At 55.0% G+C, this 26,345-nt stretch carries 25 protein-coding genes; 22 read left to right on the top strand and 3 right to left on the bottom strand.

Annotated features, from left to right (window positions below; translation table 11 throughout):
• The first annotated feature begins 7 nt into the window (after nucleotides 1-7).
• The 19 genes from rpsT (at nucleotide 8) to HCR00_RS02470 (ending at nucleotide 20,401) form a co-directional block, all read left to right on the top strand.
• Nucleotides 8-268: a 30S ribosomal protein S20 gene (rpsT, locus tag HCR00_RS02560; protein WP_166984607.1), complete on the top strand. Its 261-nt coding sequence runs from the start codon at nucleotides 8-10 to the stop codon at nucleotides 266-268.
• A 120-nt stretch (nucleotides 269-388) separates the two neighbouring features.
• Nucleotides 389-2,242, top strand: coding sequence for a translation elongation factor 4 (gene lepA, locus HCR00_RS02555; RefSeq protein WP_167142429.1), 1,854 nt, complete (start codon nucleotides 389-391; stop codon nucleotides 2,240-2,242).
• Nucleotides 2,239-2,886, top strand: a complete 648-nt coding sequence (locus tag HCR00_RS02550) for a DUF1990 family protein (protein WP_167142427.1) — start codon at nucleotides 2,239-2,241, stop codon at nucleotides 2,884-2,886. Before lepA ends, HCR00_RS02550 begins: the two co-directional genes overlap by 4 nt.
• A gap of 4 nt (nucleotides 2,887-2,890) precedes the next feature.
• Nucleotides 2,891-4,120, top strand: coding sequence for a radical SAM family heme chaperone HemW (hemW, locus tag HCR00_RS02545; protein WP_167142424.1), 1,230 nt, complete (start codon nucleotides 2,891-2,893; stop codon nucleotides 4,118-4,120).
• Nucleotides 4,121-4,195: 75 nt separating this feature from the next.
• A complete protein-coding gene (gene hrcA, locus HCR00_RS02540) occupies nucleotides 4,196-5,224 on the top strand; it encodes a heat-inducible transcriptional repressor HrcA (RefSeq protein WP_167142421.1) in 1,029 nt (342 codons plus the stop codon).
• A gap of 49 nt (nucleotides 5,225-5,273) precedes the next feature.
• Complete coding sequence (dnaJ, locus tag HCR00_RS02535) at nucleotides 5,274-6,392, top strand: molecular chaperone DnaJ (protein ID WP_167142418.1); 1,119 nt, start codon at nucleotides 5,274-5,276, stop codon at nucleotides 6,390-6,392.
• A 5-nt stretch (nucleotides 6,393-6,397) separates the two neighbouring features.
• Nucleotides 6,398-7,174 (top strand): 16S rRNA (uracil(1498)-N(3))-methyltransferase, encoded by a 777-nt coding sequence (locus HCR00_RS02530; RefSeq protein ID WP_167142411.1) that lies wholly within the window; start codon nucleotides 6,398-6,400, stop codon nucleotides 7,172-7,174.
• Nucleotides 7,175-7,191: 17 nt separating this feature from the next.
• On the top strand, nucleotides 7,192-7,539 hold the full coding sequence (locus tag HCR00_RS02525) for a histidine triad nucleotide-binding protein (RefSeq protein WP_166984614.1): 348 nt from the start codon (nucleotides 7,192-7,194) through the stop codon (nucleotides 7,537-7,539).
• The gene (locus HCR00_RS02520) at nucleotides 7,529-8,482 is read left to right on the top strand and encodes a PhoH family protein (RefSeq protein WP_208317290.1); all 954 of its coding nucleotides are present in this window, start codon (nucleotides 7,529-7,531) and stop codon (nucleotides 8,480-8,482) included. The genes HCR00_RS02525 and HCR00_RS02520 overlap by 11 nt, the downstream gene beginning before the upstream one ends.
• A 36-nt stretch (nucleotides 8,483-8,518) precedes the next feature.
• Nucleotides 8,519-8,944 carry an rRNA maturation RNase YbeY gene (gene ybeY / locus HCR00_RS02515; protein ID WP_279586794.1) on the top strand — a complete coding sequence of 142 codons (426 nt, stop codon included), beginning with the start codon at nucleotides 8,519-8,521 and terminating at the stop codon, nucleotides 8,942-8,944.
• Nucleotides 8,941-10,248, top strand: coding sequence for a hemolysin family protein (locus tag HCR00_RS02510; protein WP_167142408.1), 1,308 nt, complete (start codon nucleotides 8,941-8,943; stop codon nucleotides 10,246-10,248). Before ybeY ends, HCR00_RS02510 begins: the two co-directional genes overlap by 4 nt.
• Nucleotides 10,238-11,131, top strand: a complete 894-nt coding sequence (era, locus tag HCR00_RS02505) for a GTPase Era (protein WP_167142405.1) — start codon at nucleotides 10,238-10,240, stop codon at nucleotides 11,129-11,131. Before HCR00_RS02510 ends, era begins: the two co-directional genes overlap by 11 nt.
• 232 nt (nucleotides 11,132-11,363) lie before the next feature.
• Complete coding sequence (leuA, locus tag HCR00_RS02500) at nucleotides 11,364-13,106, top strand: 2-isopropylmalate synthase (protein ID WP_167142402.1); 1,743 nt, start codon at nucleotides 11,364-11,366, stop codon at nucleotides 13,104-13,106.
• Between the two features lie 5 nt (nucleotides 13,107-13,111).
• Nucleotides 13,112-13,723: a Holliday junction branch migration protein RuvA gene (ruvA, locus tag HCR00_RS02495; protein ID WP_166984619.1), complete on the top strand. Its 612-nt coding sequence runs from the start codon at nucleotides 13,112-13,114 to the stop codon at nucleotides 13,721-13,723.
• Nucleotides 13,724-13,732: 9 nt separating this feature from the next.
• Complete coding sequence (ruvB, locus tag HCR00_RS02490) at nucleotides 13,733-14,731, top strand: Holliday junction branch migration DNA helicase RuvB (RefSeq protein WP_166984620.1); 999 nt, start codon at nucleotides 13,733-13,735, stop codon at nucleotides 14,729-14,731.
• Nucleotides 14,732-14,773: 42 nt separating this feature from the next.
• Nucleotides 14,774-15,148, top strand: a complete 375-nt coding sequence (locus tag HCR00_RS02485; RefSeq protein ID WP_166984621.1) for a preprotein translocase subunit YajC — start codon at nucleotides 14,774-14,776, stop codon at nucleotides 15,146-15,148.
• Between the two features lie 72 nt (nucleotides 15,149-15,220).
• On the top strand, nucleotides 15,221-17,011 hold the full coding sequence (secD, locus tag HCR00_RS02480; RefSeq protein WP_167142399.1) for a protein translocase subunit SecD: 1,791 nt from the start codon (nucleotides 15,221-15,223) through the stop codon (nucleotides 17,009-17,011).
• Nucleotides 17,012-17,013: 2 nt separating this feature from the next.
• On the top strand, nucleotides 17,014-18,087 hold the full coding sequence (secF, locus tag HCR00_RS02475) for a protein translocase subunit SecF (RefSeq protein WP_167142396.1): 1,074 nt from the start codon (nucleotides 17,014-17,016) through the stop codon (nucleotides 18,085-18,087).
• Nucleotides 18,088-18,142: 55 nt separating this feature from the next.
• Nucleotides 18,143-20,401: a RelA/SpoT family protein gene (locus HCR00_RS02470; RefSeq protein WP_166984624.1), complete on the top strand. Its 2,259-nt coding sequence runs from the start codon at nucleotides 18,143-18,145 to the stop codon at nucleotides 20,399-20,401.
• Here the strand turns inward: HCR00_RS02470 and HCR00_RS02465 are convergent.
• Together HCR00_RS02465 and HCR00_RS02460 are read right to left on the bottom strand one after the other, a co-directional pair.
• Nucleotides 20,398-20,979, bottom strand: a complete 582-nt coding sequence (locus HCR00_RS02465; RefSeq protein ID WP_167142393.1) for a hypothetical protein — start codon at nucleotides 20,977-20,979, stop codon at nucleotides 20,398-20,400. The genes HCR00_RS02470 and HCR00_RS02465 overlap by 4 nt on opposite strands.
• Before the next feature lie 87 nt (nucleotides 20,980-21,066).
• Nucleotides 21,067-22,281: a DUF349 domain-containing protein gene (locus HCR00_RS02460; protein ID WP_243854508.1), complete on the bottom strand. Its 1,215-nt coding sequence runs from the start codon at nucleotides 22,279-22,281 to the stop codon at nucleotides 21,067-21,069.
• Between the two features lie 102 nt (nucleotides 22,282-22,383).
• On the opposite strand from HCR00_RS02460, the gene HCR00_RS02455 reads away from it, so the two are divergent.
• Both HCR00_RS02455 and rpsD read left to right on the top strand, forming a co-directional pair.
• Nucleotides 22,384-23,712 (top strand): replication-associated recombination protein A, encoded by a 1,329-nt coding sequence (locus HCR00_RS02455; RefSeq protein ID WP_243854507.1) that lies wholly within the window; start codon nucleotides 22,384-22,386, stop codon nucleotides 23,710-23,712.
• A gap of 212 nt (nucleotides 23,713-23,924) precedes the next feature.
• A complete protein-coding gene (gene rpsD / locus HCR00_RS02450) occupies nucleotides 23,925-24,554 on the top strand; it encodes a 30S ribosomal protein S4 (RefSeq protein ID WP_166984627.1) in 630 nt (209 codons plus the stop codon).
• A 108-nt stretch (nucleotides 24,555-24,662) separates the two neighbouring features.
• On the opposite strand, the gene thrC is transcribed toward rpsD, so the two are convergent.
• Nucleotides 24,663-26,084 carry a threonine synthase gene (thrC, locus tag HCR00_RS02445; RefSeq protein WP_166984628.1) on the bottom strand — a complete coding sequence of 474 codons (1,422 nt, stop codon included), beginning with the start codon at nucleotides 26,082-26,084 and terminating at the stop codon, nucleotides 24,663-24,665.
• Between the two features lie 69 nt (nucleotides 26,085-26,153).
• Between thrC and HCR00_RS02440 the strand changes: the two genes are divergently transcribed.
• On the top strand, nucleotides 26,154-26,327 hold the full coding sequence (locus tag HCR00_RS02440) for a Na+ dependent nucleoside transporter N-terminal domain-containing protein (protein WP_166984629.1): 174 nt from the start codon (nucleotides 26,154-26,156) through the stop codon (nucleotides 26,325-26,327).
• Nucleotides 26,328-26,345 lie beyond the last annotated feature (18 nt).

The following is a 26,345-nucleotide window of genomic DNA, read 5'->3' as shown; positions in this document are numbered from 1 at the left end:
CACAAACGTGGCAAATATTAAGTCGCAGATTAAGCGCATTCGCACAAACCGTAAGGCACAGGAACGCAACCGTGCTTACAAGAGCGAGTTGAAGACTTTTGTTCGCAAGACCCGTGAAGCAATTGCTGCAGGAGACAAGAACGCAGCTGTTGCTGCTCTCGCAGTTGCTAGCCGGAAGCTCGACAAGGCTGTGAGCAAGGGTGTAATCCACAAGAACCAGGCTGCTAACCGCAAGTCAAAGCTTGCTAAGAAGGTTGCAGCTCTCTAAAGCTTTACCGCATATGCGGTACCCTGCGCACGCACGCTCACATTTTTTGGGCGTGCGTGCGTTGTTTATGCAAGCGCCTGAGCTCGGCGCATTCTAACCTCTGGAATAATTAACAGCACTATGGCACCACGCGCTTCGAATCCACCGATCCCGGCGAGCACCGATCCGGAAATTATCCGTAATTTTTGTATCATCGCGCATATCGATCACGGTAAATCAACTCTTGCTGACCGTATGCTCCAAATCACGGGCACGGTGCCGGAGCGTGAGATGCGCGCGCAGTACCTTGACCGCATGGATATTGAGCGCGAGCGCGGGATCACTATTAAGTCACAGGCTGTGCGCATGCACTGGGAGGTAGACGGGCAGGCCTATGCGCTAAACATGATCGACACCCCCGGCCACGTCGACTTTAGCTACGAGGTGTCTCGTTCGCTTGCGGCGTGCGAGGGGGCGATCCTGCTGGTGGATGCGGCACAGGGAATTGAGGCGCAGACACTCGCCAACCTCTACCTGGCGATGGAACACGATCTTGAAATTATCCCGGTGCTCAACAAAATTGACCTGCCCGCCGCAGATCCGGAAGCCCGGGCGCAAGAAATCTCTGAGCTAATCGGCATAGACCCTTCAGAGATCCTTGCAGTCTCAGGGAAGACGGGCGCCGGTGTTGCAGAACTGCTTGATCGTGTTGTGCGCAAGGTGCCACCTCCGGTGGGTGACACTGAAGCGCCTGCTCGGGCAATGATTTTTGATTCTGTTTATGATCCATACCGGGGCGTTGTCACCTATGTCCGCATGGTAGACGGCAAGCTCACCCCGCGTGAGCGTATTCAGATGATGTCCACTGGCGCCGAGCATGAAGCTTTGGAGATTGGTGTTTCCGCTCCGGAACCTAAGCTCACCAAGGGTCTCGCAGTGGGTGAGGTGGGCTATCTAATTACCGGTGTGAAAGATGTGCGCCAATCAAAGGTTGGTGACACGGTGACCACGAAACGCGCCCCAGCTGCTGAACCGCTTGCCGGATACACCGATCCGAAACCGATGGTGTTCTCTGGTCTTTATCCGATTGACGGCAGTGATTACCCGGTGTTGCGCGAAGCGCTCGACAAGCTGAAACTGTCGGACGCTGCGCTACAGTATGAGCCGGAGACATCAGTCGCTTTGGGGTTTGGTTTCCGATGCGGTTTTCTGGGGCTGTTGCACCTAGAAATTATTAGTGAGCGTCTGCGCCGTGAGTTTGATCTTGATCTTATAGCTACCGCGCCGAGTGTTATATATCGCGTTGTAAAAGAAGATGGCGGTGAGGTTGTTGTGACCAACCCGAGCGAATATCCAGAGGGAAAAATTCGCGACGTTTACGAGCCTATGGTGAAGGCGGCAATTCTTGCTCCGAAGGGCTATGTCGGTGCGATCATGGAGCTGTGCCAGGGGCGGCGCGGCAACCTGCTCGGGATGGAGTATCTCGGCACCGACCGCGTTGAACTGCGCTATCGTATTCCGCTGGGTGAAATTGTGTTTGACTTCTTTGACCAGCTGAAGAGTCGCACGCAGGGTTATGCCTCCCTCGACTACGAACCAGACGGTGAGCAGACCGCGGATCTGGTGAAGGTGGATATCCTCCTGCAGGGTGATAAGGTGGACGCTTTCAGCGCCATTGTGCACCGTGACAGTGCCTACAGCTACGGCACGATGATGGCTGAACGACTGCGTAAGTTGATTCCGCGGCAGCAGTTTGAGGTGCCTATTCAAGCAGCGATTGGTGCGCGGGTGATTGCACGAGAGACTATTCGAGCGATTCGGAAAGATGTGCTCGCTAAATGTTACGGCGGTGATATTAGCCGCAAGCGCAAACTGCTGGAAAAGCAGAAAGAAGGCAAGAAGCGCATGAAGATGGTCGGTCGGGTCGAGGTGCCGCAGGAAGCATTCATCGCAGCACTGTCAGGAGATGTTGAGGGTAAGGAAGCTAAAAAGTGAGCGGCGTTGAGCAGGCAGCGAGGCGCGATAGTTTCCAGCCGGCAAGACTGTCATACATCGAAGTTGGTGTTAGTCAGGCGCCAGATCTGCTCCAGTTCCCGCCAAATGATGCGGTGCCCTTTTTCGAGCAGGTGCAAATAGGGTTGGGTGTGGATCGCTTCAACTCAGCGTTAGAGCAGTTGATGACTTGGGAAGCGCACCGTGCAGCAGGCTATGTGGTAACAGAAGAGTCTGCCGGTGAGAGCCCGAGTGTCAGAGATGGGGAAGCGGTGTATTCAGCGCAGGGCGAATCGTTTCTCAGACGCGGGGCACGGGTGCTGTTGACACCGGACGATAATAATTCGGCGCGCCGATTTGAAGTTGTGCGTGTGCTTGAGGGCGCGCAATTGGAGCAGCTCGAACAGGAGCGTCAGGTCGTGGAGCGCGGCGGGATGATCTTGGGCACCGCGGATGAGGGCGATACAACCGGCGAAGTCGCGCTATCTGTTGAGCTGCGTGAAGATGAAACCGTCTGGGCACTAACCCGCGGATTCTGGCATGTGCACGCCACAGGTTTTCTTGGACTCGGTAAACAGCAGACAGCCGACCGGGCGACAACCGCGTTAAAGCGCGTGCTTAAAACACTGCAGCCGACCGGGGAGTGAGACAGTGCCAAGCGCTCTGCTGCCGGGTGACCCGGTGCCCGCAGACGGCAGACTGCCACAACAGGCTGCCGTAGCGCAGGGCACACGCAATTTTGGTGCATATGTGCACGTCCCGTACTGTCGTGTGCGCTGCGGCTATTGCGATTTCAATACCTATACAGCTAAGGAACTCGGAAACACCAGTCGCAGTCACTATGCGAGTGAGGTGTGCGATGAAATTAGCTTCTCTGCCAGGGCGTTGGATGACAGCGGCATCAAACCGCGGCAGCTCAGCACCGTTTTCTTTGGGGGTGGCACCCCGACAATTCTGCCGGCAACAGATTTAGCGCAGATGCTGGCGAAACTTCGTGAAACATTCGGAATTGTTGCGGGAGCTGAAATAACCACCGAAGCTAACCCTGATTCGGTTGATAGGAAGTATCTGCAGACGCTGAAAGATGCCGGATTTACCAGGGTGAGTTTCGGGATGCAGTCTGCTGTGCCCGAAGTGCTTCAGGTGCTCGATCGCACGCACACCCCGGAGCGAGTGCCGCAGGTTGTCGCGTGGGCGAAAGAAGCGGGGCTTGAGACGAGTGTTGATCTTATTTACGGAGCGCCGGGCGAGACTTTAGAGCAGTGGCGCCGTTCTGTTGAAGCGGCGTTAGCCTGCGATCCGCACCATATTTCTGCGTATGCTTTGATCGTTGAACCCGGCACCAAGCTAGCTGCCCAAATAGCGCGGGGGGAGTATCAGCAGCCCGACGATGACTTGCACGCTGAAATGTATGAGCTGGCCGATCAAGAGTTTGCGGCTGCTGGATACTCCTGGTATGAAATTTCAAACTGGAGCAAAACTTTAGACACCAGGTCGCGCCACAACCTCGCATACTGGCAGGGGCACGATTGGTGGGGTTACGGGCCGGGCGCACACAGCCATGTTGGCGGAGTGCGCTGGTGGAATGTGAAACACCCCCGCGCTTACGCCGATCGCATTGCACAGGGTATTAGCCCCGGGTTTGCCAGAGAGGTGTTAGACGCTGAAACTAGGCGGGTAGAGCAGGTGCTGTTGGAGACACGCATCGCAGACGGTCTGCCGCAGTCACGACTTACTGCAAGCGAATCGCGGCGGGTTGCGGAGCTGATTGCAAACGGGCTTGTGGATCCTGTCAGCGCGCTGCAGCACAAGCGCATTGTGCCGACTCTGCGCGGGCGTTTATTGGCCGATACCGTGGTTGCTACGCTGTTAGCGAGTTGAGAGGAAGCACCCATATTCATCGACTAAACTGGCACTCTATCAACTAGAGTGCTAAGCGGTATTGGAGGTGGACTTGTGGTTTCAGAGCGTGGACTAAAAATCTTGCACGCTATCGTGACAGACTATGTCGCAGCAGGTGAACCCGTGGGCTCTAAAACCCTCGCTACCAGATACTCCTTCGGCGTGAGCGCCGCCACCATCCGCAACGATATGGTGGCGCTTGAAGAGGCTGAACTAATTGCAGCTCCCTACACTTCAAGCGGCCGGGTGCCAACGGATAAAGGTTTTCGCCTGTATGTCGACACCCTCTCAAAACTGCAACCCTTGGGAGGCGCAAGACGCGCTGCTATCGAGCGTTTTCTAGGGGAGGCGCAAGACCTGGATGAGGTGCTGGGGCGCACTGTGCGACTTCTGGCGCAGCTGACAAAACAGGTTGCGCTCGTGCAGTATCCGTCAGAGCAGAATGTTTTCGTGCACCATCTTGATTTGGTGGCGCTCACAGACAACAAAGTTTTGTGCGTTGTGATCACCGGCTCTGGCGCAGTAGAGCAGCAGCTGCTTGTTTTGCCACACGCTGTGAGCGCGGAGTTCGTTGCGGGGGTAAAGGGGCGGATCGCGGCAGCTGTTGTCGGAAAAGATACTGACACCGCACTTCTGGCAGTTCAGAAACTGCGAGCAGAGTTAGAAAAGCAGTCATCGCTTAAGGAGTGGGAGTCTCTTGCCCCGCTGCTTGATGGCGCTGCACAGCAGATGCGGCAAAATCGTAGTGCAAAGTTGGCGATTGCTGGCACTGCCAACCTCTCGCGGCAGCAGTTGCCGGGAGAGAACGCCGCCGCGGTGCTTGATGCGCTTGAAGAGCAGGTTGTGCTGCTGCAGCTCTTCAACGAGTTGGCGGCTGAGCAGGGAACTGTGCGCGCATCTATCGGATCTGAGAACGAACCCTACGGTCTTGCCGGGACGGCGATTGTTGCGACTAAATTTGGGGTTGGTGAGAACGCCGACTCTAGACTTGGAGTTTTAGGGCCGGTAAATATGGACTATGCCGGAAACATGGTGGCGGTGCGCGCAGTCGCCCGCTATCTGAGCAAGATTTTGGGCACCTAGTTAGACGGTGTAGCGCAAGTTTTTATTTTGAATCCAAGGAGATTATTAGGTGGCTGACCACTACGAAACACTCGGTGTGGGCCGGGATGCAACTGAGCAGGAGATCAAGAAGGCGTATCGCAAACTCGCGATGCAGCTGCACCCGGATCGCAACCCGAGCCCGGAAGCGGCTGAACAGTTTAAGCTGGTGACGCACGCCTATGATGTTTTGAGCGATCCTGAGGCGCGCCGCAACTACGACATGGGCGGTTCGGAGAACGGCTTTGGTGGGGGAGACTTCACAGATCTAGGTGACTTCCTGGGCAACATGTTCGGCGGCGGTTTTGGCTTTGGCGGCGGTCAGGGACGGCCGAAGAGCCGCACCCAGCGCGGTGAGGATGCCCTGATCCAGTTGCGTGTCTCCCTTGACGAGATTATTTTTGGCACCCAAAAAGAGGTTTCAATAAACACAGCTGCGGTTTGTCCGACCTGTAACGGCAGCTGCAGTCAGCCCGGCACCTCGCCGCGCACCTGCGAGCACTGCGGTGGCAGTGGCCATCAGCAGCGCCAGGTGCGGTCAATCCTCGGCACCGTTGTCACCAACCACCCCTGCGCAAACTGTCACGGATACGGCGATGTCATTGACAGCCCCTGCCACGATTGCGGCGGTCGCGGTCGGGTGCGTGAGAAGCGTTCAATAACCGTTGATGTTCCTTCCGGAGTTGAAGACGGCATGCGTATGCAGATGCGGGGCGCCGGTGAGGTGGGCCCTGGCGCAGGCCCAAATGGTGATCTCTTTATTGAGTTCAGTGTGAAACACCACGACGTTTTTAGCCGGAACGGTAACGATCTTCTGGCAACGCTCGACCTCGGGGTGGCAGACGCTGTGTTTGGCACCGAGGTGACGCTTAACGCCTTGGACGGCGAGGTGCTCGTTACCGTGCCAGAGGGTGCCCAATCGGGTGAAATAATTACTGTGCGCGACCGCGGAATCACTGAGCTGCACGGAAACCGTCGCGGAGACTTAAAGATAGCCCTGCAAGTGCTCACCCCAACTAAACTCTCGAAGCGTGAGCGGGAGCTCTATAAGGAGCTGCGTGAGCTTAACACCGGCACACATCCACAACTTGGTGAGTTCAAACAGGGCTTCTTTGATAAGCTGCGCAATCGTTTCTTCGGTAACGGCTAACCGGTATGGCCCACCTCTACTACGACCCTGCGGTAGCTGGTGCACAAGTCGGTGACACACTGATTGTGCGTGGCACTGAGGCACACCACGCCGTGACCGTGTCGCGCCTGCGTCAGGGTGAAGAAATAATGCTCGGTGACGGCGTGAGCACGCTTGTTACTGCAACAGTCACGGCCATTACAACAGGCCGCGAGGCGAGTTTCACCGCAACCGTTTCTGAGGTAAGAAACCAGCAAGGGTTAGAAGTGGAGCTGGTGCTCGTACAAGCGCTCGCAAAACAGGGGCGCGATGAGCGCGCGGTCGAGCAGAGCACCGAGTTTGGCGTCTCAACGGTAATCCCATGGCAGGCTGAGCGTTCGGTGAGCCGCTGGGAGGGATCACAAAAGATTCAGCGCGGGGTTGAGAAATGGCAGAAAATCGCTCGAGAAGCTGCGAAACAGTCACTGCGCAGCCGCATCCCTGCGGTGCAGCAGCCGGTTGACGCTAAAGCAATTGCGGCCTGGGCGGCTGATTCGCAGAATCTGGTGCTGATCTTGCATCCCTGGGCGAGTGAGAAGTTGAGCACTGTTGTTCGGGAGATTGCAGAAGATTCTTTAGCGCTGGGTGAGCTGCAGCGCATCTACTTAATTGTTGGCCCTGAGGGCGGAATTAGCGATTTTGAAATTGACCTGCTGCTAGGATCCGGCGCAACCTCCGTCAGGCTGGGGGAAGAGGTTTTGCGAACCTCGAGCGCGGGTGCTGCCGCGCTAGCTGTGATTCAGACCAGTCTCGGCCGATGGTAGGTCGCTAACATAGACGTATGGCGCAAGAAACTGTATTCAGCAAGATCGTGTCGGGTGAAATTCCTGTGGAGAAGCTCGCTGAGACCGAGCGTGTGCTCGCGTTTCCCGATATGAACCCACAAGCAAAAGTGCATATTCTGGTTATTCCAAAGACTAGTGAGTATGAGAATGTCACTGAGTTAGCGGCGGGAGATGCCAGTTTGCTCTCTGAAATTGTTGCGACAGCAAAAGAACTGGCTGACAAATACGCAGACGGTGACTATCGCCTGATCTTCAATAACGGCGCAAATGCTGGGCAAACTGTTTTTCACGTGCACGCGCATGTGCTAGCCGGTGATCTTGGGGAGAGTTCGCTTGTCGGGTAGCGATGCCGCGCTGAGCAAACGTTCGGTTCTTTTAACGGGTGTGCACCTCCCCGATTTTTTGGGCCCCAATGAAAAACTGATTCGGCAGCTCGAAACTGAGCATCCGGCGGTCAGCTTTCACCTCAGGGACTATCTGCTGACCCTTGAGGGGTCTCAGGAGGCTGTTGCTGCTGCTGAGAGAGTGCTACTTGAGCTGTTGGAGATTGCTCGGTTGCGGGCGCAGCCTGGCAGCCGCGATGTTGCGCACCTTAGTCGTTTGGGTGCGGCAGCGGGAGAGGGGCGTAAGCTTGCCGAACCCATTCTGACCGTGCGCGGCAGGGCGATCCGTCCACAAACAGCTGGGCAGCGTGAGTATGTGCGTGCAATCGAAGAGCACGCCGTCACATTTGGAACGGGGCCTGCGGGCACCGGGAAGACGTATCTGGCAGTTGCGCTGGCGGTGCGTGCCCTGCAGCGTCGCGAAGTTTCAAAGATTGTGCTGACGCGCCCCGCGGTTGAAGCGGGTGAGCGTCTTGGCTACCTGCCGGGCTCTCTTGAAGAAAAAATTGATCCCTATCTGCGCCCGCTGTTTGATGCTCTCACAACAATGCTCGACGCTGAAACCGTTCCCCGCCTGTTAGAAACCGGCACCGTTGAGGTTGCGCCGCTGGCTTACATGCGTGGGCGAACCTTAAACGAGTCTTTTATCATCCTTGATGAGGCCCAAAACACAACTCCTGAGCAGATGAAAATGTTTTTAACTAGGCTCGGTTTTGACTCCCACATGGTGATTACCGGTGACAGCAGTCAGGTGGATCTTCCTAGCAAGCGGAGCGGCTTAGCGCACGCGCAGCAGGTGCTGCAGGGTGTTGAAGGGATCGGCTTTGCCCGTCTCACCTCTGACGATGTTGTGCGCAACGAACTTGTTAGTCGGATCGTTGATGCATACGGGGTGGGTGAATAATTTTTGGCTGTTGAATTTTCTCTCAGCGCTAAAGAACTGTCACAAAATGGTTTAAGCGAAAAATCTTTGACAGCTTTGGTAGAGCTTGTATTCCGTGAGATGCATGTGCACAGTGACAGCGAGGTTAGCATTAGTTTTGTTGACGAAACAGAGATGGAACGCCTCCATTTAGAGTGGATGGATCTTCCTGGTGCAACCGATGTGATGAGTTTTCCGATGGATGAGCTGACACCCGGCAGCCCGGCGCAGCCGGCGGGGCCAGGAGTATTGGGAGACGTTGTTGTGTGTCTGCCGGTTGCAGCAGAACAGGCTGATGCGGCCGGTCACAGTCTCGCCTCTGAGGTTGCAATGCTTGTCACACACAGTCTGCTGCATCTGCTCGGGTTCGATCATCACACTCCCCTAGAGGAGGCGGAAATGTTTAAGCTGCAACGGTCACTGCTGGAGAGTTTTGCAGCATGAGTCTGGGGTTAGCGTTAGCGTTTATTGGTGCGGCGATTGTGCTGCTATCGGTGGGGGCGCTGCTCGCTGCAGCTGATGCTGCGCTGACGGCCAGGTCGCGCGCCGATATTTTTAAACTCGCTGTCGGTTCGTCTCGTGTGGATCGTGCGCTGCGCAAAATTGCCGAAGACGAGGCCGCACACCAAACGGCTATGTCGTTTGCGCGCATCAGCGCCGAAAGCCTTGCAGCGGTGTTAATCACACTGGTGATTTTTGAATTCACAGACAGTCTTTGGCTGTCACTGGCCACAGCCACGCTGTTCCTCATTATTTCGACATTTATTTTGGTTGGCGCAAGCCCACGCCTCTACGGCATAAACCGCGCCGACAAGGTGCTGCGTTTTGCAACCCCGTTGATGCGTGCCGTGCGCATACTGGTGGGGCCAGTAGCAATTGGGATGTTGCGAATCAATACGGCTGTCGGTGAGCGCGCACAGCAGACAGAGCAGGAATTGGATGCGGATCGCGCGCTGCTCTCACTTGTTGATCGTGCCGCTGAGCGCGATGTTTTGGAAGAGGAAGACCGAGACTATATTCACTCGCTGTTGCGTTTCGGTGATACCCGCGTGCGCGAACTGATGGTGCCGCGCACCGATATGATGACTGTCGAGGCTGAGACTTCGATGGCGGCGGCTTTAGAGACGCTTCTTGCAAGTCGTCGCAGCCGGATGCCGGTGATAAACGAAGACGCGGATGATGTTCTCGGAGTGATCCACTTGCGTGACGCAAGCGGATTTGTGCTGCGTCACAGCGATGAAGCGTTAACGGCGCCGGTAACGCGAATGATGAAACCAGCGCTGTTTGTGCCGGATCTAATGCGTGCTGATGCACTGCTGCAGCAGATGCAGTTAGAAAACAACCATTTGGCTCTGACAGTGGATGAATACGGCGGTGTCTCTGGCCTGGTCACGCTCGAAGATCTGATTGAGGAGCTTGTGGGTGACATCTACGATGAACACGACCGTGAGCTGCAGGAAGTCGCTGAGCAGCACGACGGTAGCTTTATGATTAATCCGCGTCTCACCGTGCAGGAGCTCGGTGAACTCTTTGAAATTGAACTCGAAGATGAGCACGTTGATACCGTCGCCGGCCTCATGGTGAAAGAGTTGGATCGCCTCGCCGAGGATGGTGACACCGCTACAGTTGCCGGCATTGAACTGACAGTAACGCAGGTTGATCGCCGCAATCGTATTCTGCAAATGAGCGCTGTCTGGGTGGGCGAGCCGGAAGCGGATGAGGAAACTGAGGAATCTAATGACGAGTGATTTTAGAGCCGGGTTTGTAAGTTTTGTTGGCCGCCCCAACGTCGGTAAATCAACTTTAACCAATGCGCTTGTGGGGCAGAAGATTGCCATTACCAGCCCAAAGCCACAAACGACGCGACGGGCAATTCGCGGCATCGTGCATCGGCAGTCTGGCCAGCTAATCATTGTTGACACCCCCGGCATACACCGGCCGCGGAAGTTGCTCGGCAAACGTCTTAACGCGCTTGTTGAGAGCACTCTCGGAGAGGTGGACGTAATCGCGCAGTGCTTCCCGGCGGGCGAAAAAATTGGTCCGGGCGATAAATTTATCTATGACCAGGTGCAGCGCTTCACACAGGCAAAGAAAATCGCGATCATCACAAAAATTGATGAAACCAATCCGAACACGGTAATTGAACGATTGGCAGAGGTTGATGCGCTCGGTGATTGGGAGGCGGTAATTCCCACAAGCGCTGTCGCCGGCACTCAAGTCGACGAGCTCGCAGATCTCCTGATAGAGCAGATGCCGCTGTCGCCGCAGCTCTATGAAGAGACGCACCTGACAGATGAATCACAAGACGATCGGATCGCGGAGCTCATTCGTGAAGCTGCCATCTACGGTGCGCGTGAAGAGCTGCCGCACTCGCTGGCGGCCACAGTCGACGATTATGAAGAAGACGACGATACCGGTAAATTGCGAATTTATGCGAGTTTGATCGTCGAACGTGACAGTCAAAAAGGGATCGTGATTGGCCGGGGAGGCCAGCAGCTCAAAAATATTGGGCAGGCTGCCCGGAAACAGATTGAACAGCTCCTCGGGCGTAAAGTGTACCTGTCGCTGCGGGTAAAAGTTCTTAAAGAGTGGCAGAGTGATCCGAAGCATTTGAACCGTCTTGGGTTCTAAATTTCGCCTCAGTATCTGCTGTTTGTGACCTGCGGAGCGATCCGTAAACAGCACGGGTCGGGTGCCTGCCTGTTGCTTACGGGCTGATCCTGAAGCAAATTCTGTTAGGCTAGAGGGGTGCATAAATTTCTTCTGCTTAGTCGCCGCGACGAGTCTTAGACAATAAGACCTCCCTCGTCGCGGAGTTTCTCATTTCCGGTCTGACTTTCTTTGTAGATATCAGGAGAAAACAGTGCAAAACACGCAAAACCCTTCAGGCATGCCGATTCATCGCTACCGCCCGTTTCATGAGCAGATCAAAGTAGAGCTGCCGGATCGCACCTGGCCGACAAAACGTATCGAGAAGGCGCCCCTGTGGTGTGCGGTTGACCTCAGGGACGGCAACCAGGCGCTGATCGACCCGATGAGCCCTGAGCGCAAACGAAAGATGTTTGAGCTGCTGGTGAAGATGGGATACAAGCAGATCGAGGTTGGGTTTCCGTCTGCGAGCCAAACAGACTTTGACTTTGTGCGGCAGCTTATTGAAGAGGATCTGATCCCGGATGATGTCACGATCCAGGTGCTAACCCAGGCGCGTGAGCATCTTATTAAACGCACCTACGAGTCGTTGATAGGTGCCAAGCAGGCAATTGTGCACATCTACAACTCAACAAGTGTGCTGCAGCGCGATGTTGTGTTTAACAAAGATAAAGAGGGCATAAAAGAGATCGCTGTTGCCGGCGCCAAACTCTGCAAGCAGTTTGAGTCAATCTGCCCGGATACCGAGATCTACTACGAGTACTCACCAGAGTCTTACACCGGCACCGAGCTTGAGTATGCTGTTGAAGTCTGCAACGCCGTGCTTGAGGTTTTTGGCCCAACACCTGAGCGCAAGGTGATTATCAACCTGCCAGCAACAGTTGAGATGGCAACCCCGAATGTCTACGCCGACTCGATTGAGTGGATGGGGCGTCACCTAAATCATCGCGAGAACGTCATTCTGTCACTGCATCCGCATAACGATCGCGGCACCGCTGTGGCTGCGGCAGAGCTCGGCTACATGGCCGGCGCTGATCGCATCGAAGGCTGCCTTTTCGGTAATGGTGAGCGCACCGGCAACGTTGACCTGGTTGCACTGGGTGTAAATCTCTTCTCGCAGGGCATAGACCCTGAAATCGACTTTTCAGACCTTGATGAGATTCGCCGCATCGCGGAGTACTGCAACCAGATGAAGGTGCACGAGCGCAGCCCTTGGGCGGGAGACCTTGTTTACACAGCATTCTCCGGTTCCCACCAGGATGCTATCAAGAAGGGCTTCGAGCGCATGGAGCGGAACGCTCTGGCCGTCGGTAAGACTGTGGACGAGATCGAGTGGGCGGTGCCATATCTCCCGATCGATCCGAAAGATCTGGGGCGCAACTACGAAGCTGTCATTCGTGTGAACTCACAGTCTGGCAAGGGTGGTGTGGCCTATCTTTTGAAGGCCGACCATCAGCTCGATCTACCGCGGCAACTGCAGATCGAGTTTAGCCAGGTCGTGCAGGCTCGCACAGATGCTGAGGGCGGCGAGTTCACCAGCGAGCAGATTTGGCAGATTTTCCAAGACGAGTATCTGCCGAGCACTGTTGCTACCGAACGGTGGGGCCGTTATGAGCTGTTGCAGCAGAGCACTACCAGCGTTGACGAGGGAGACACCCAACTCATCGCAAAAATGCGTGTCGGTGCTGAAGAAGTGGAACTAAGCGGAATTGGTAACGGCCCAGTAGATGCTTTCCTGCATGCGCTAAACGCCCTCGATTCGAGCTTAGAAGCAACCGTCTTCGACTATGCAGAGCACGCTCTCGGGCAGGGATCCGATGCGGTAGCGGCTGCGTACGTTGATCTTAAAGTCGCAGGGCAGCGCATCTGGGGTGTGGGGCTTGACTCATCAACAACACGGTCTACGTTAAAGGCGATTATTAGCGCAGTGAATCGCGCAGTGCGTGCGGGTGAATAACAGCTGTGATTGCATCAATTAGGGGAGAGGTCACCCACCGCGCTGCAGATCATGCTGTGGTAGACACCGGCGCGCTCGGCTATCGAGTTGAGCTGCCGGCTCCCCTTGCTGCAACCACGCACACAGGCGACAAAGTGTTTTGGCACACGCAGCTTATTGTGCGGGAGGATGCGCAAACACTGTTCGGGTTTGCGGATCGAGAGCAGCTCGAGGTGTTTAACCTTCTGTTGAGCGTGAACGGGGTGGGGCCGCGGAGCGCACTCGGGGTGCTCTCAGCCCTGACCCCGCAGCAGATCGCCACAGCGGTCGCGCACGAGGATCCGAAACCGTTCCAAGCAGTTAGCGGAATCGGGCCGAAATCAGCAAAAATGATCATGGTATCGCTCGCCGGTAAAGTCGCTTCCTTCGCGAGCGCTGCGGCCGATCCGCAAACATCTGGTGTGGCTGAAAACGGCTTAACGCCAGCTATGCGCGATCAGGTGGTCGCCGCGCTCACCGGAATGGGCTTTAATGAAACCGCCGCCCTAACCGCTGTTGACGACGCTTTACAAACCGGTGTAGCGAAAGATACCGCTGCAGTGTTAAAAGCGGCTCTGGTGCTGTTGCAGAACCGATAGGTGGTCGCAATGTCGAACGAACTTTCTCCACAGGCAAGCAGCGCTGAACTGGCGATCGAGGGTGCGCTGCGCCCCGGTAACCTTGATGAGTTTGTCGGGCAAACTAAAGTGCGAGAGCAGTTGCGCTTACTTTTGCAGGCGGCACAAATACAGGGGAGAGCACCCGACCATATTTTGCTTGCCGGGCCGCCAGGATTGGGTAAAACCACACTGTCTATGATTGTGGCGCAGGAACTTAATAAACCACTGCACCAAACCTCAGGGCCGGCAATTCAGCACGCGGGTGATTTGGCGGCAGTGTTGTCTGCGCTCACGCCGGGCGAGGTGCTTTTTATTGATGAAATACATCGCATGGCACGCTCTGCGGAGGAAATGCTGTACCTTGCGATGGAGGATTTTCGTATCGACATTATGGTCGGAAAGGGCGCCGGCGCAACATCGATTCCTTTAGAAATTGCTCCGTTCACTCTCGTTGGCGCAACAACTCGAGCCGGGCTGCTGCCGAACCCCCTGCGTGATCGCTTTGGTTTTACTGCTCACCTGGAGTTTTATGATGACAGTGAATTAGAGCAGGTGGTTGCGCGCGCGGCTAACCTCCTAAACTTCCCGATCACTGCGGAGGCGGTAGCTGAAATTGCCTCGCGGTCGCGTGGCACACCGCGTATCGCTAACCGACTATTACGCCGGGCCCGCGACTATGCGCTCGTGCACGATAAACCCGCTGATGAACAGAGCGTGCGTGCAGCGTTAGCGCTCTATGATGTTGACGCACTCGGGCTTGATCGCCTCGACCGCGAAGTCTTGCGCGCTGTGGTTGAACGTTTTAACGGTGGCCCTGTAGGCCTGCAGACACTTGCGGTCTCAGTTGGTGAAGAAGCGGAAACCGTTGAATCGGTTGTGGAACCGTTTCTCGTTCGTGCGGGGCTTATGACACGGAGCTCTCGCGGGCGCATCGCAACCGCTAAAGCATACACAATCTTAGGGCTTCCACAGCCCGATGCCGTATAGTCGAATAGTTAAGTATTATCTGTAAAGCCGTCAGGAGAACCAATGCCATTTGATCCAGTTATGATAATCATGCTCGGCCTGTTAGCCCTGATGGTGTTCATGATGTTTCGCAACAGTCGACGTGTTAAAGCACAGCGTGAACAGATGAACAGCGGTTTGCAGCCGGGTGTGGAAATCATGACCACATCGGGTATCTACGGCCGAATCATAACTGTAGACCGTGACAGCAATCGCGCGACTATTGCAAGCGGTGATGCTGCGATCGAGATTCATATTCAAGCAATCCGCGAGATTGTTCCTGAGGCCGCCCCCGCTGATATTCCTGCGGCAGAGCGTCTGACAGAGACAGAAGCTAGCGATCCTGCTGTGACAGACGACATCAATCCAAGCGACGAAAACGGTAATCGACAGATTTAGCAACTTAAATCAGCAAACGCCCCACACCTTTGTGTCGGGCGTTTGTTGCGTCCAGAAGAAAGCGAAACAACGTTGGCTGCAACCCCAATTATTAAGAATGCGCGACGGTCATTAATCGGTCTGCTCGTGATCTTAGTTGCGCTAGCCGGACTATTAGGTCTTGGCCTGACACGCAGTGATGCGACCATTACCCCCAAGCTAGCGCTCGACTTGCAGGGTGGAACACAAATTCTACTAGCACCGCGCACCGACGATGGCGGCACTGTGTCTGCCGAACAGGTGCAGCAGGCAGTTGCAATTATCCGGCAGCGAGTTGATGCCTCAGGTGTTTCAGAAGCCGAGGTTAGCACCATGGGTGGCACCAATATTCTGGTGTCGATTCCAGGGCGCGTAGATGAGGCAACACTAGCGCGTATCGAAGCCTCTGCCCGCCTAGATCTGCGCCCTGTGTTGATGGAGGGCAACGGGCTTACTGAAGCGGTTGTGAATGAGCTGCGATCCGAAACTGCGCCTGAGCTACCGGAGGAAGCCGGGCAAAACCCAGCTCAGGATGCAGCGCTTTTGCCCTCGCCGCAGCCAACCGAGCCCGGCTCAACTGACTGGGTCTCTCAAGAACTGCTCGCTGCCTTCGAAAAATTTGATTGCACCGCGGCTAACCTTGCAACCGTTAGCGCAGCTAAACCAGAACTGCCTGTGTTTACCTGTGACGACCTGCGCCGCACCAAGTTCATCCTCGGCCCTGTTGAGCTAACAGGCGATTCCATTAGTGATGCTAGCGCCGGGCTTATTGCAACCTCTTCCGGTGCGAGCACCGGTAAATGGGGTGTAAACATCAGGTTCAATGAAGAGGGAACTCGCATTTTTGGTGAGGTCAGTCAGCGTCTTCTAAACAAGCAGGCGCCGTTGAACATGTTTGCCTTTGTTGTTGACGGTCAGGTGATTTCAGCGCCCGCAATGAACGGCCTAATTCTTGACGGCCGCCCGCAGATCTCGGGTTCATTCACTCAGGAATCAGCGCAGACTCTGGCAGACCAGCTGAAGTATGGCGCTCTGCCAATCAGTTTTACCGTGCAGAGTCAGGAAGATATTTCAGCAACCCTCGGTAGCAGCCAGCTAGCCGCCGGTCTGATCGCCGGTCTCATCGGTCTTGCTATAGTCGTCATCTACTCAATCTTCCAGTACCGCGCGCTTGGTCTGCTCACCGTCGCTTCGTTGCTGGTAGCAGGCCTTTTGACCTACCTGCTCTTAACCTACCTCTCGTGGCGACAGGGTTACCGGCTCTCACTCGCCGGTGTGACGGGTATTATCGTGGCAATTGGTATCACCGCAGACTCATTTATCGTGTACTTCGAACGAGTGCGAGATGCGCTACGTGACGGCCTGCAACTGCAGGAGGCTGTGGCATCCGGTTGGCGCAAGGCGTTCAGAACCATTCTGGCCTCAGACACGATCAACTTCTTAGCGGCTGCGATCCTCTTCGCTCTCGCCGTTGGTAACGTGCGCGGTTTTGCTTTCACCCTGGGGCTTACAACCCTTATCGACCTGGTTGTTGTTTCACTCTTCACTCACCCTGTGCTGACCCTGCTTGCACGCACTAGATTCTTCGGTGATGGGCATCCGGCTTCCGGCCTTGATCCGCGCAGGCACGGAGCCAGCTATCGCGGTCGCGGCCGTTTTGCTGAGAAGGCGGTTGCAGCGGAATCTGCAGAGACACCCGAAGAGACAGAGAAACAACCTCGCTCACTGGCGGATGCGCCGGGGCGGCGCGTTGCGAAGCGCGGTCGCGGCCGCTCGCGCGTGAAAAATCAAATGACTATTGCCGAACGGAAAGCTCTTGCGGCTGCTGCTAAGGAGGAGAACTAATCATGGCGAAACAATCCTTAAGTCAGCTCGGCAATGATCTGTACAGCGGTAAAAAATCGTTCAACATTGTTGGCCGCCGGAAGCTGTGGTATCTCATTGCTCTCGGTCTCATCGTTGTTGCGCTGGTCGGTCCGTTCATCCGCGGTGGCTACCAGCTCGGTATCGAATTTACAGGCGGCAGCCAGTTCCAGGTGCATTTGCCTGAGGGAGCGGATCGTGATCCAGCGGTAGCAACTGAGGTTGTGCAGCAGCAGCTGCCGGGCACCGAACCACGGGTGCTCCTCGTTGGTGCCTCTGATATTCAGGTGCAGACTGAACAGCTTGAGCCCTCGCAGTCAATCGCCTTGGCTGACGAACTTGCAGCAGCCTACGGAGTTACAAATGACGAAGTAACCTCCTCATTTATTGGCGCCGTTTGGGGTCAGGATGTGACTAGGCAGGCGCTGATTGCGCTTGTTGTTTTCCTTATCTTCGCCGCAATTGTGATGGCGGTTTACTTCCGCACCTGGAAGATGTCATTGGCAGCTCTTATTGCGCTGGGTCACGACCTCGTGCTTACCGCGGGAGTTTACGGCCTGTCAGGCTTCGAAATTACACCGGCAGCGGTGATCGGGTTCTTGACAATCTTGGGCTACTCACTCTACGACACCGTCGTGGTGTTCGACAAAATCCGTGAAAACACCGCACCCGAAGAAATGAACGGGCGTCGCACTTTTGCTGAGGCTGTGAATCTTGGGGTTAACCAGACCCTAGTGCGCTCTATAAACACCTCAGTTGTGGCTCTTTTGCCGGTTGCATCTATCCTTTTCATTGGTGCTGCTGTGCTCGGCGCGGGTACGCTACGCGATATCGCCTTGGCGCTTTTCATCGGTATTCTCGTCGGCGCATACTCCACAATCTTTATAGCCGCTCCCGTCTACTCGCACCTGCGTGAACGGGAGAGCGCAATCGTAGAAAACGATGACGAGGTGCGTAAGGCGCGTGAGAGGGGTGTTGATACTCTCGCACGCAAACCACGGCGGGTGGTTAAAAAGAAGACTGACACCTCTGTTGATCCATACGCAAACGTCGGCTAGCGTGTAACCCGGTTGTGCGGGTGTATCGTAGGGCTATTAGAAAGGTGGTTCTGTGATGAATAACACTCAGCAGCATTCTGGTAACTCGCTGCGCCGTTTTGTGCCGCGGGTTTTCGCGCGTTCGCAGACCCCCGACGGTCTCGATCAGCTGATTAAGACCGTAAAATCGCAACATCCGCGTGCTGATGTGAGCGTGATCCAACGCGCCTATAAAGTCGGTGAGAAAGCGCATGAGGGGCAGACGCGCAGAAGCGGGGAGCCGTATTTCACGCATCCAGTTGCGGTCGCCCAGATTCTCGCAGATCTTGGTGTTGCGCCCACCGTTGTTGCAGCCGCACTGCTACATGACACAGTAGAAGACACTGATTACAGTCTCGAACAGCTGACGGCCGATTTTGGCGATCGGATCGCTCTTCTTGTTGATGGCGTGACGAAGTTAGATAAGGTGAAGTACGGGGAGGCCGCACAGGCAGAAACCGTGCGAAAAATGATTGTCGCTATGACCCGCGATATTCGCGTGCTCTTAATAAAGCTCGCTGACCGCTTGCACAACGCGCGCACATGGGGTTTTATGCCCGTTGAGAAGGCGCGTGCAAAAGCAACCGAAACACTTGAGATTTACGCACCGCTTGCGCACCGTCTCGGTATTCAAGGCTTGAAGACTGAGCTTGAAGACCTGTCTTTCGCAACCCTAAAACCAAAGCTTTACAACGAGATTGAGAATCTTGTTACGCAGCGCAATCCGAAGCGCGAAGAGTTGGTGAAGAAGGTGACTGATGCGATTCAGCAGGATCTGCGTGAATCGCGTATCCGCGGTAAGGTAGCCGGGCGCCCGAAAGAGCTCTATTCGATCTACCAGAAAATGGTTGTGCGTGGTCGAGATTTCGACGATATTTACGACCTGGTGGGAATTCGAGTCATCGTTGAGACTATCCGTGACTGCTATGCCGTGCTCGGTGCGGTGCATGCACGGTGGACGCCAATTCCGGGGCGCTTTAAAGACTACATCGCCACGCCAAAATTCAATCTCTATCAGTCACTGCACACAACGGTTATTGGCCCTGACGGTCGTGCGGTTGAGATTCAGGTGCGCACAGTAGACATGCACCACCGTGCCGAATACGGTGTTGCTGCGCACTGGAAATATAAGGCCGGGCAGAGTGCTGCTGACGTCGAAAAGGGCACCGCTACCGAAGAGATGGCATGGCTCTCGCACATTAACGATTGGCAGGCCGAGACCGAAGATCCGAGTGAGTTTCTTGACGCCTTACGCTTTGAAATCGGCGCTAAGGAAGTTTATGTGTTCACCCCAAAGGGGCGAGTGATCGGTCTGCCCGCTGGTGGCACCCCGGTCGATTTTGCTTATGCAGTGCACACCGAGATCGGTCACCGCACCATGGGGGCTCGTGTAAACGGGCGGATGGTGGCTTTGGAAACAGAGCTGAAGAATGGTGACGTGGTTGAGGTGCTCACCTCAAATGATCAATCTGCCGGCCCGAAACAGGGGTGGTTGAGCTTTGTTAAGAGTAAGCGCGCGCAGAATAAAATCCGCCAGTGGTTTACGAAGGAACGCCGCGCCGACGCTGAAGAACAGGGCAAAGAAGATCTTGTTAAGGAAATGCGCCGGCGGCAGCTACCAATTCATAAGCTGATGCAGTCTGAGGCGCTGCAGCAGGTTGTGCTGCAGCTGCACTATGAGGATATCGCAGGGCTTTATGTCGGGATCGGCGAGGGTCATGTTTCCGCCCACTCTGTGGTGGAAAAGATTGTTGCTGCAATTGCCCGAGAAGAGCAGTCGGATGTTGACAGTCCGATAGCGGAATCGCTTTACACTGCGCGCTCTCTTAACGCTAAAGCATCATCTGAGTGCGGTGTGCTTGTCAGGGGTGCTGGCGATGTTCTTGTGAAACTGGCGAAGTGCTGCACGCCGGTGCCGGGAGATGAGATTTGCGGGTTTATTACGAAAGGTTCGGGAGTCTCAGTGCATCGTGCAGACTGTTCGAACTATGCCGCACTAAAATCTCAGTCAGAGCGTCTGATTGAAGTTGAGTGGGCGGCAAACCCGCGTAATGTGTTCCTCGTTAATATTCAGGTTGAGGCGCTTGATCGCTCGCGACTGCTGTCTGATGTGACTCGCACGCTCTCTGAGCATCATGTGAATATTCTGCAGGCATCTGTGCAAACGAGCAGCTCACGGTTGGCGATTAGTCGCTTCTCTTTTGAAATGGTCAATACCACCCACTTGGAGCGGGTGCTTAATGCTGTGCGCCGTCTAGAAGGAGTGTACGACGTTTATCGCGTCAACATGGTTTAAGACTGTTTAAACACCTGCTGTGCGAGGCGTAGTGCGTGCTGTTTGCGCGGATGTTGGCGTGTTAATAGGCTTTCGAGAATATCATCGGGAGTAAGCTGCGAGAGCCGCATGAGCCCCAGCAGCATTAACTGTAAGGGTGCTGTATTTGCCGCTTCGTAGAAGTATAGAAGATCAAAAACAGTGCGCCTGGTGGTGGTGACCCTAACACCGCCTAACGAGACGACCTCATCAGCTGTGATGCGTGCGTGTCTGATTACAGTGCGATTGTGCACCCCTGCAGGAATGCGACAGGAGCCACCAAAATTGTTCACTTCAACCGGAGTGCGAAATTTGCCTATGGCTCCCCAAACCCAAGCTGCTGTTACACCACAAATAACTGTGTGCGGCGGTAGAAATGGAGCAAGTGAGCGAGCTCTAATCTCCGCTGATTCTTTTACGCAGGTCGGCCTGTAGCCAAGGCCGCAGTGCTCAAGTGCGCCGTGCATTCGATGCGCGCTAAGCAGTGTTGCAGGAAGCCGCTCAATTGCCTCCTGCAACTGTGCAATCGGGATATTTGGAAGGGGGATAGCGTTTCGCATACACACATTATTCCCGCTGCAAGAAACAAAAAATTACGGGAGCTTTCAATCTGTGGAAAACTCCCGTAATTTTGTTGGATCGTGCTGTTAGCCGAGCGCGGTAAGCCAAGCCTTCTGCGTTGCGAGCTTTTCTTCGATCGCAACTTTTTGGCTTGGGTTAGCTGTAGTAAGCTCCGCCTCTAGCTGGGCTATCGACTGCTCAAGCTGCTCTCGCAAACCAGACGCACGCGCCTCCGGCTCTGGATCCGTCTCTTCCCAGTGCTTTGCCTCGAGATCTGCAACATGATCCTGTAGCTGACGCAGTTGATCCTCGATTTTGCGCTTTTGATCGCGCGGAACGCGGCCAATTTCCGCCCACTGCTCTTGTAAGTTTGCCAGCAGCTTGCGTGCTTCTTGATAGTTTGGTTCAGACTTTATTTGGCTGCCCAGATCTGCGAGCAACGCTTCCTTCTTTTCCTGGTTTGCCTTGTACTCCTCATCAACCGCGGCCAGCTCTTCTGCGCGAGCTGCAAAAAGTGTATCGCCAGCGGCCTTAAACCTGGCCCACAGACTGTCTTCAAGCTTTCGGCTGGCGCGCTTGACTGTCTTCCACTCATCGAGCAGTAGCCGGTATTCGTCAACACCCTCTGCACCCTTTGGAGCGAGCGCCTCAGCCTTTGTGATTAGCTTCTCTTTTATTTGGCGCACTTCTTTATTTTCTGCGTCAATCTTCAGAAAATACTGACGGCGGGTGGTTTCAAACGTGCTGCGCGCTGCACGGAAGCGACGCCACTGGGCATCAGACTGTGATTTTGAGATTGGCGCAGAGTTGCGCTGCGAGTGCTGCCATTTTGCAAACAGCTCTTCAAACTGTGCGGCTGTTTTCTTCCAATTGGTGTTGCCGGCCGGCTGGGCAGCGAGTCTTTCAGCCTCAGTTGCGATTGCGTCACGCTCGGCGAGCGTTGCCTTACGCGCTGCTTCTTTGCGCGCCTTTTCTGCGGCGGCGAAATCGTTAGCCTTTTGCTTTAGAGTGGCAACACGGTCGCGTAACGCTTGCAGATCTCCCACAGCGTGCGGCTCTGCCACCTGCTGCTCGAGTTTTTCAACAGACTGGGTGACGTTGGCGTTAGCCGTGCCGCGCGCAATGCGCGCCTCCAAAAGAGTTACCTGGTAAGCGAGATCATCGTATTTACGGGTAAAGTACGCCAGTGCCTCTTCTGAGGTGCCGTCTTGGAACTGGCCGACAAGGCGTTCGCTGTCACTGTCCTTTACGAATACATTTCCGGTTTCGTCTACGCGGCCCCAGGTGTTTTCTGCAGTCACCGTTTCGATCTTTCGCTCGGGGTGCGCACGATCCTTGTGCGCACGTGTTTGACAATACTCTTCAAGCTTACATTAGGAGTATGAGCGCTACTATGGAGGCCTATGCTCTCTTCCAAATATCAAGATCGGCGCGGGCCTATGCAGCAGCCACTTGCTGTGCGTATGCGCCCACGCACCCTTGATGAAGTGGTCGGGCAGCAGCATCTTTTGCACCCCGGTTCACCGCTGCGTCAGTTGGCCGCTGAGGAGAGCGGCGCTGTGTCGGTCATTCTCTGGGGGCCACCCGGCGTTGGCAAAACCACTATCGCGCAGGCCCTTGCGCAGTCGAGTGGCCGCCGCTTCGTAGAGCTGTCAGCTGTCACAGCGGGTATTAAAGATGTGCGTGCGGTGATGGATAAAGCGCTTAATGATCGCGACCTGTATGGTGTGCAAACAGTGCTCTTTTTAGACGAAATCCACCGTTTCTCGAAGGCGCAGCAGGATGCGCTGCTGCCGGGTGTTGAAAACGGCTGGGTGACACTGGTGGCGGCAACCACGGAAAATCCGTCATTCTCGGTGATTAGTCCGCTGCTATCTCGTTCCCTGCTACTGACCCTGCAGCCGCTAACAGATGCAGACCTGCAACAGCTTGTTACGCGCGCTATCGCCGCACCGCAGGGTCTTAACGCGAGTGTGGAACTGACGCCCGAAGCCCTGCAGGCAATCATCCAATTGGCCAGCGGAGATGCGCGGCGGGCACTGACAACTCTGGAAGCTGTTGCAGCAACTGCGCTGACAGCTGCAGACCAGAATGACACCCCTGAAATCACCGCTGAATTGGTCTCACAAGCCGTGGATCGGGCAATTTTGCGCTATGACAAAAATGGGGATCAGCACTATGACGTGATCAGTGCTTTTATTAAATCCATCCGCGGTTCGAACCCAGATGCAGCACTGCACTACTTAGCGCGCATGATTGAGGCGGGGGAGGATCCGCGATTTATTGCACGACGATTGATGGTGCACGCCGCAGAAGATATCGGACTTGCGGATCCGCAGGCGCTTGTTATTGCAACTGCTGCGGCGCAGGCAACTCAACTAATTGGCCTGCCGGAGGCGCGCATACCGCTTGCTGAAGCCACTATTTACTTGGCGACCGCACCTAAATCAAATGCTGTTATTACTGCCATTGACGCTGCGATAGCAGATGTTAAGACCGGTCGTGGTGGGGTTGTGCCGCCGCACCTGCGTGATGCGCACTATCCGGGCGCAAAAGCTTTGGGGCATGGCAAAGGTTATAAATATCCGCACAGTGATGCGCGCGGAGTGCTAAAACAGCAGTATTTACCAGAGACGCTCAGAGGAAAGCGCTATTACAACCCATCTGCGCACGGCTTCGAGGGGCAGATTGGCGCAAATTTAGATGCAATCCGCGAAATTACAGGCGAATAACTGCTAAGCTTGCTTCTGGCTATCTTATGCTGGCTTGCCAGCGCAGTGGCAGAGCTTTTCAAAGTTTCTGCAACTGGTCGTTTCCTTACCACTTAGGTGGTTCGGTTCTGTTGCGTGCACGATAGCTCGTGCGGACAGGGCTAAAGGCCGAGGAGACAGGGGCGCGACACCCTAACGCGCATCGAAATGCAGAAACAATAGAAAGGAATGCGATGTCAAAGACCACTCGCAGCCGTGCAAAGGTACGTCAGTCACGTGCCCTCGGTATTGCACTCACACCAAAGGCAGCTAAGTACCTCGAGAAGCGTCCATACGCGCCAGGGCAGCACGGCCGCACCAAGCGTAAGAGCGACAGCGACTACGCTGTTCGTCTGCGTGAGAAGCAGCGTCTGCGCGCACAGTACGGTATCCGCGAGAAGCAGCTGCGGATTGTTTTCGCTGAGGCTCGCCGCCAGGCAGGCCTAACAGGTGAAAACCTCGTAGAGCTGCTCGAAATGCGTCTTGATGCACTGGTGCTGCGCGCAGGTTTCGCACGCACCCAGGCTCAGGCACGTCAGCTCGTTGTGCACCGTCACATTCTTGTAGACGGCAAGATTGTTGACCGCCCTTCATTCCGTGTGAAGCCGGGTCAACTCGTGCACGTCAAGCCACGCTCAGAGGCTCTTGAGCCATTCCAGGTTGCGGCAACCGGTGCACACGCTGAGGTTCTGCCTCCGACCCCGGGCTACCTTGAGGTTGAGCTGGATAAGCTCCAGGCAAAGCTCGTGCGTCGTCCGAAGCGCGCTGAGGTTCCAATCATCTGCGAAGAGCAGCTGGTTGTTGAGTACTACTCAGGTCGCTAAGACTTCCCGGCGTGCTTAGACACGCCTACAGAAACGGCGCCCGCCCCGGTTTGGGGTGGGCGCCGTTTTTCGTGCAAATATTTTTCGCGCTGGCAGCGCGGGATATAACTAGACCGCGTTTTCTAACACAAAATCGCGCAGTGCATCGATATCTACACCCATATCCACAGTCTTTTGTGGTTTGGTGAGCATTTCTTCCATAGCGGCGGTGAGCTCGGCGGGCTTTCCAACTGCCTCGATCACGGTCTCTGCGAATTTCTGCGGTTTAGCTGTCTCCAGAACGTACATAATTTCATCGTCGTCCCGATGCGCGAGTGCGGCGTTTACCCCATCAGCGGTGTGCGGATCAATGATGACTCCGGTATTTTCAAACACCTCTTTAATAGTGCGCAAGCGATCCGCGTGCGTTGAGGTAGCTGAATAAATGCCGAACTCATCTTTAAAACGTGACACCTCGTGAGAGAGGTCTATCACACCTGTTTCATCGAGCTCTTTAAACGCAGCCAAGAGTTTTTCTGGATCGCGCCCGAGCACGTCATAAATTAACCGTTCCACGTTGGAAGCTTTTGATATATCCATCGAGGGGCTGGATGTGATGTGCGTGTCGGCAGCGCTGCGGGGGCGGTAAACGCCGGTTGAGAAGAACTCGTGGAGCACGTTGTTTTCGTTCGTCGCAACCACAAGTTTGTTAATCGGAACGCCCATCTGCTTTGCAACTAAGCCTGAGAGCACGTTGCCGAAGTTGCCGCTCGGCACAGCAAACGACACCTTTGTTTGTGCACGCTTCTGCTCTGTCATTTTGTCGGTGATGCGCAGCCACGCCCAGAAGTAGTAAACGCTTTGGGCTACTACACGACCGAGATTAACTGAGTTGACTGCACCAAGTGCAACCTGCTTCTTGAAATCAAGGTCGGCATTGAGTTGCTTCATCAGATTCTGGCAGTCGTCAAAAACACCGTCAATGACAATGTTATGAATATTGTCATCATCGAGTGAATACATCTGCGCACGCTGAAAATCGCTCATGCGCCCCTTTGGAGAGAGCATGATAACGGACACATTCGGCTTCGAGCGGAAGGCGTATTCAGCTGCTGATCCGGTATCGCCAGATGTTGCGCCGACAATATTGAGGCGGCTATTGGTCTGCTTCAGAACGTAGGGGATAGCCTCACCGAGAAACTGCATGGCCATATCTTTAAAGGCAAGAGTCGGGCCTTCTGAGAGACCGACAAGACCGAAACCGCTTGTCAGCTCTGTGACCGGCACCACCTCAGGTGAGTTAAAACTATTGCGGTAGGCGTTGTAGGTTATTTCCTCGAGGTCGCCCGGGTCTATATCCGTCCAGAACTTCATTATTACCTGGGCTGCAAGCTCAGAATAGGAAAGACCGCGCCAAGCTTCAATATCCCAGAGCGCAATTCGTGGCAGATCAACAGGCACCGTTAAACCGCCATCGGGAGCTAAGCCCTCAATTAAAATCTCACCAAAACTTGCCGGTTGCATACCGCCGCGGGTTGAAACAAAATCCATGGTTCTATTCTGCCATCAAGGTGTCTAACGGTAGGCTATAAAACAAGAAACTCTGAGAGGGGAATAGCTGTGGCAAAAATTCGTGCGCTACTTAGTGGAATTGTTCTAGGCTTTGTTCTGGCTCACCTGGTGAACAAAAATCCGACCGGCCGGCGTTTCTTTGAACGCGTTAACCAGGCGGTAGATGAGCTGGTCGATGCCGCGGTTAATGGTTATAAAGAAGCAGAAGAAACTCGCGACTAAGCACATTCAAAATAAGCA

It is taken from the genome of Canibacter zhoujuaniae, from assembly GCF_011752005.1.
Taxonomy (GTDB): domain Bacteria; phylum Actinomycetota; class Actinomycetes; order Actinomycetales; family Microbacteriaceae; genus Canibacter; species Canibacter zhoujuaniae.
The sequence above is the reverse complement of the archived record's forward strand: the minus strand, read 5'-3'. Positions and strand labels throughout refer to the sequence as shown.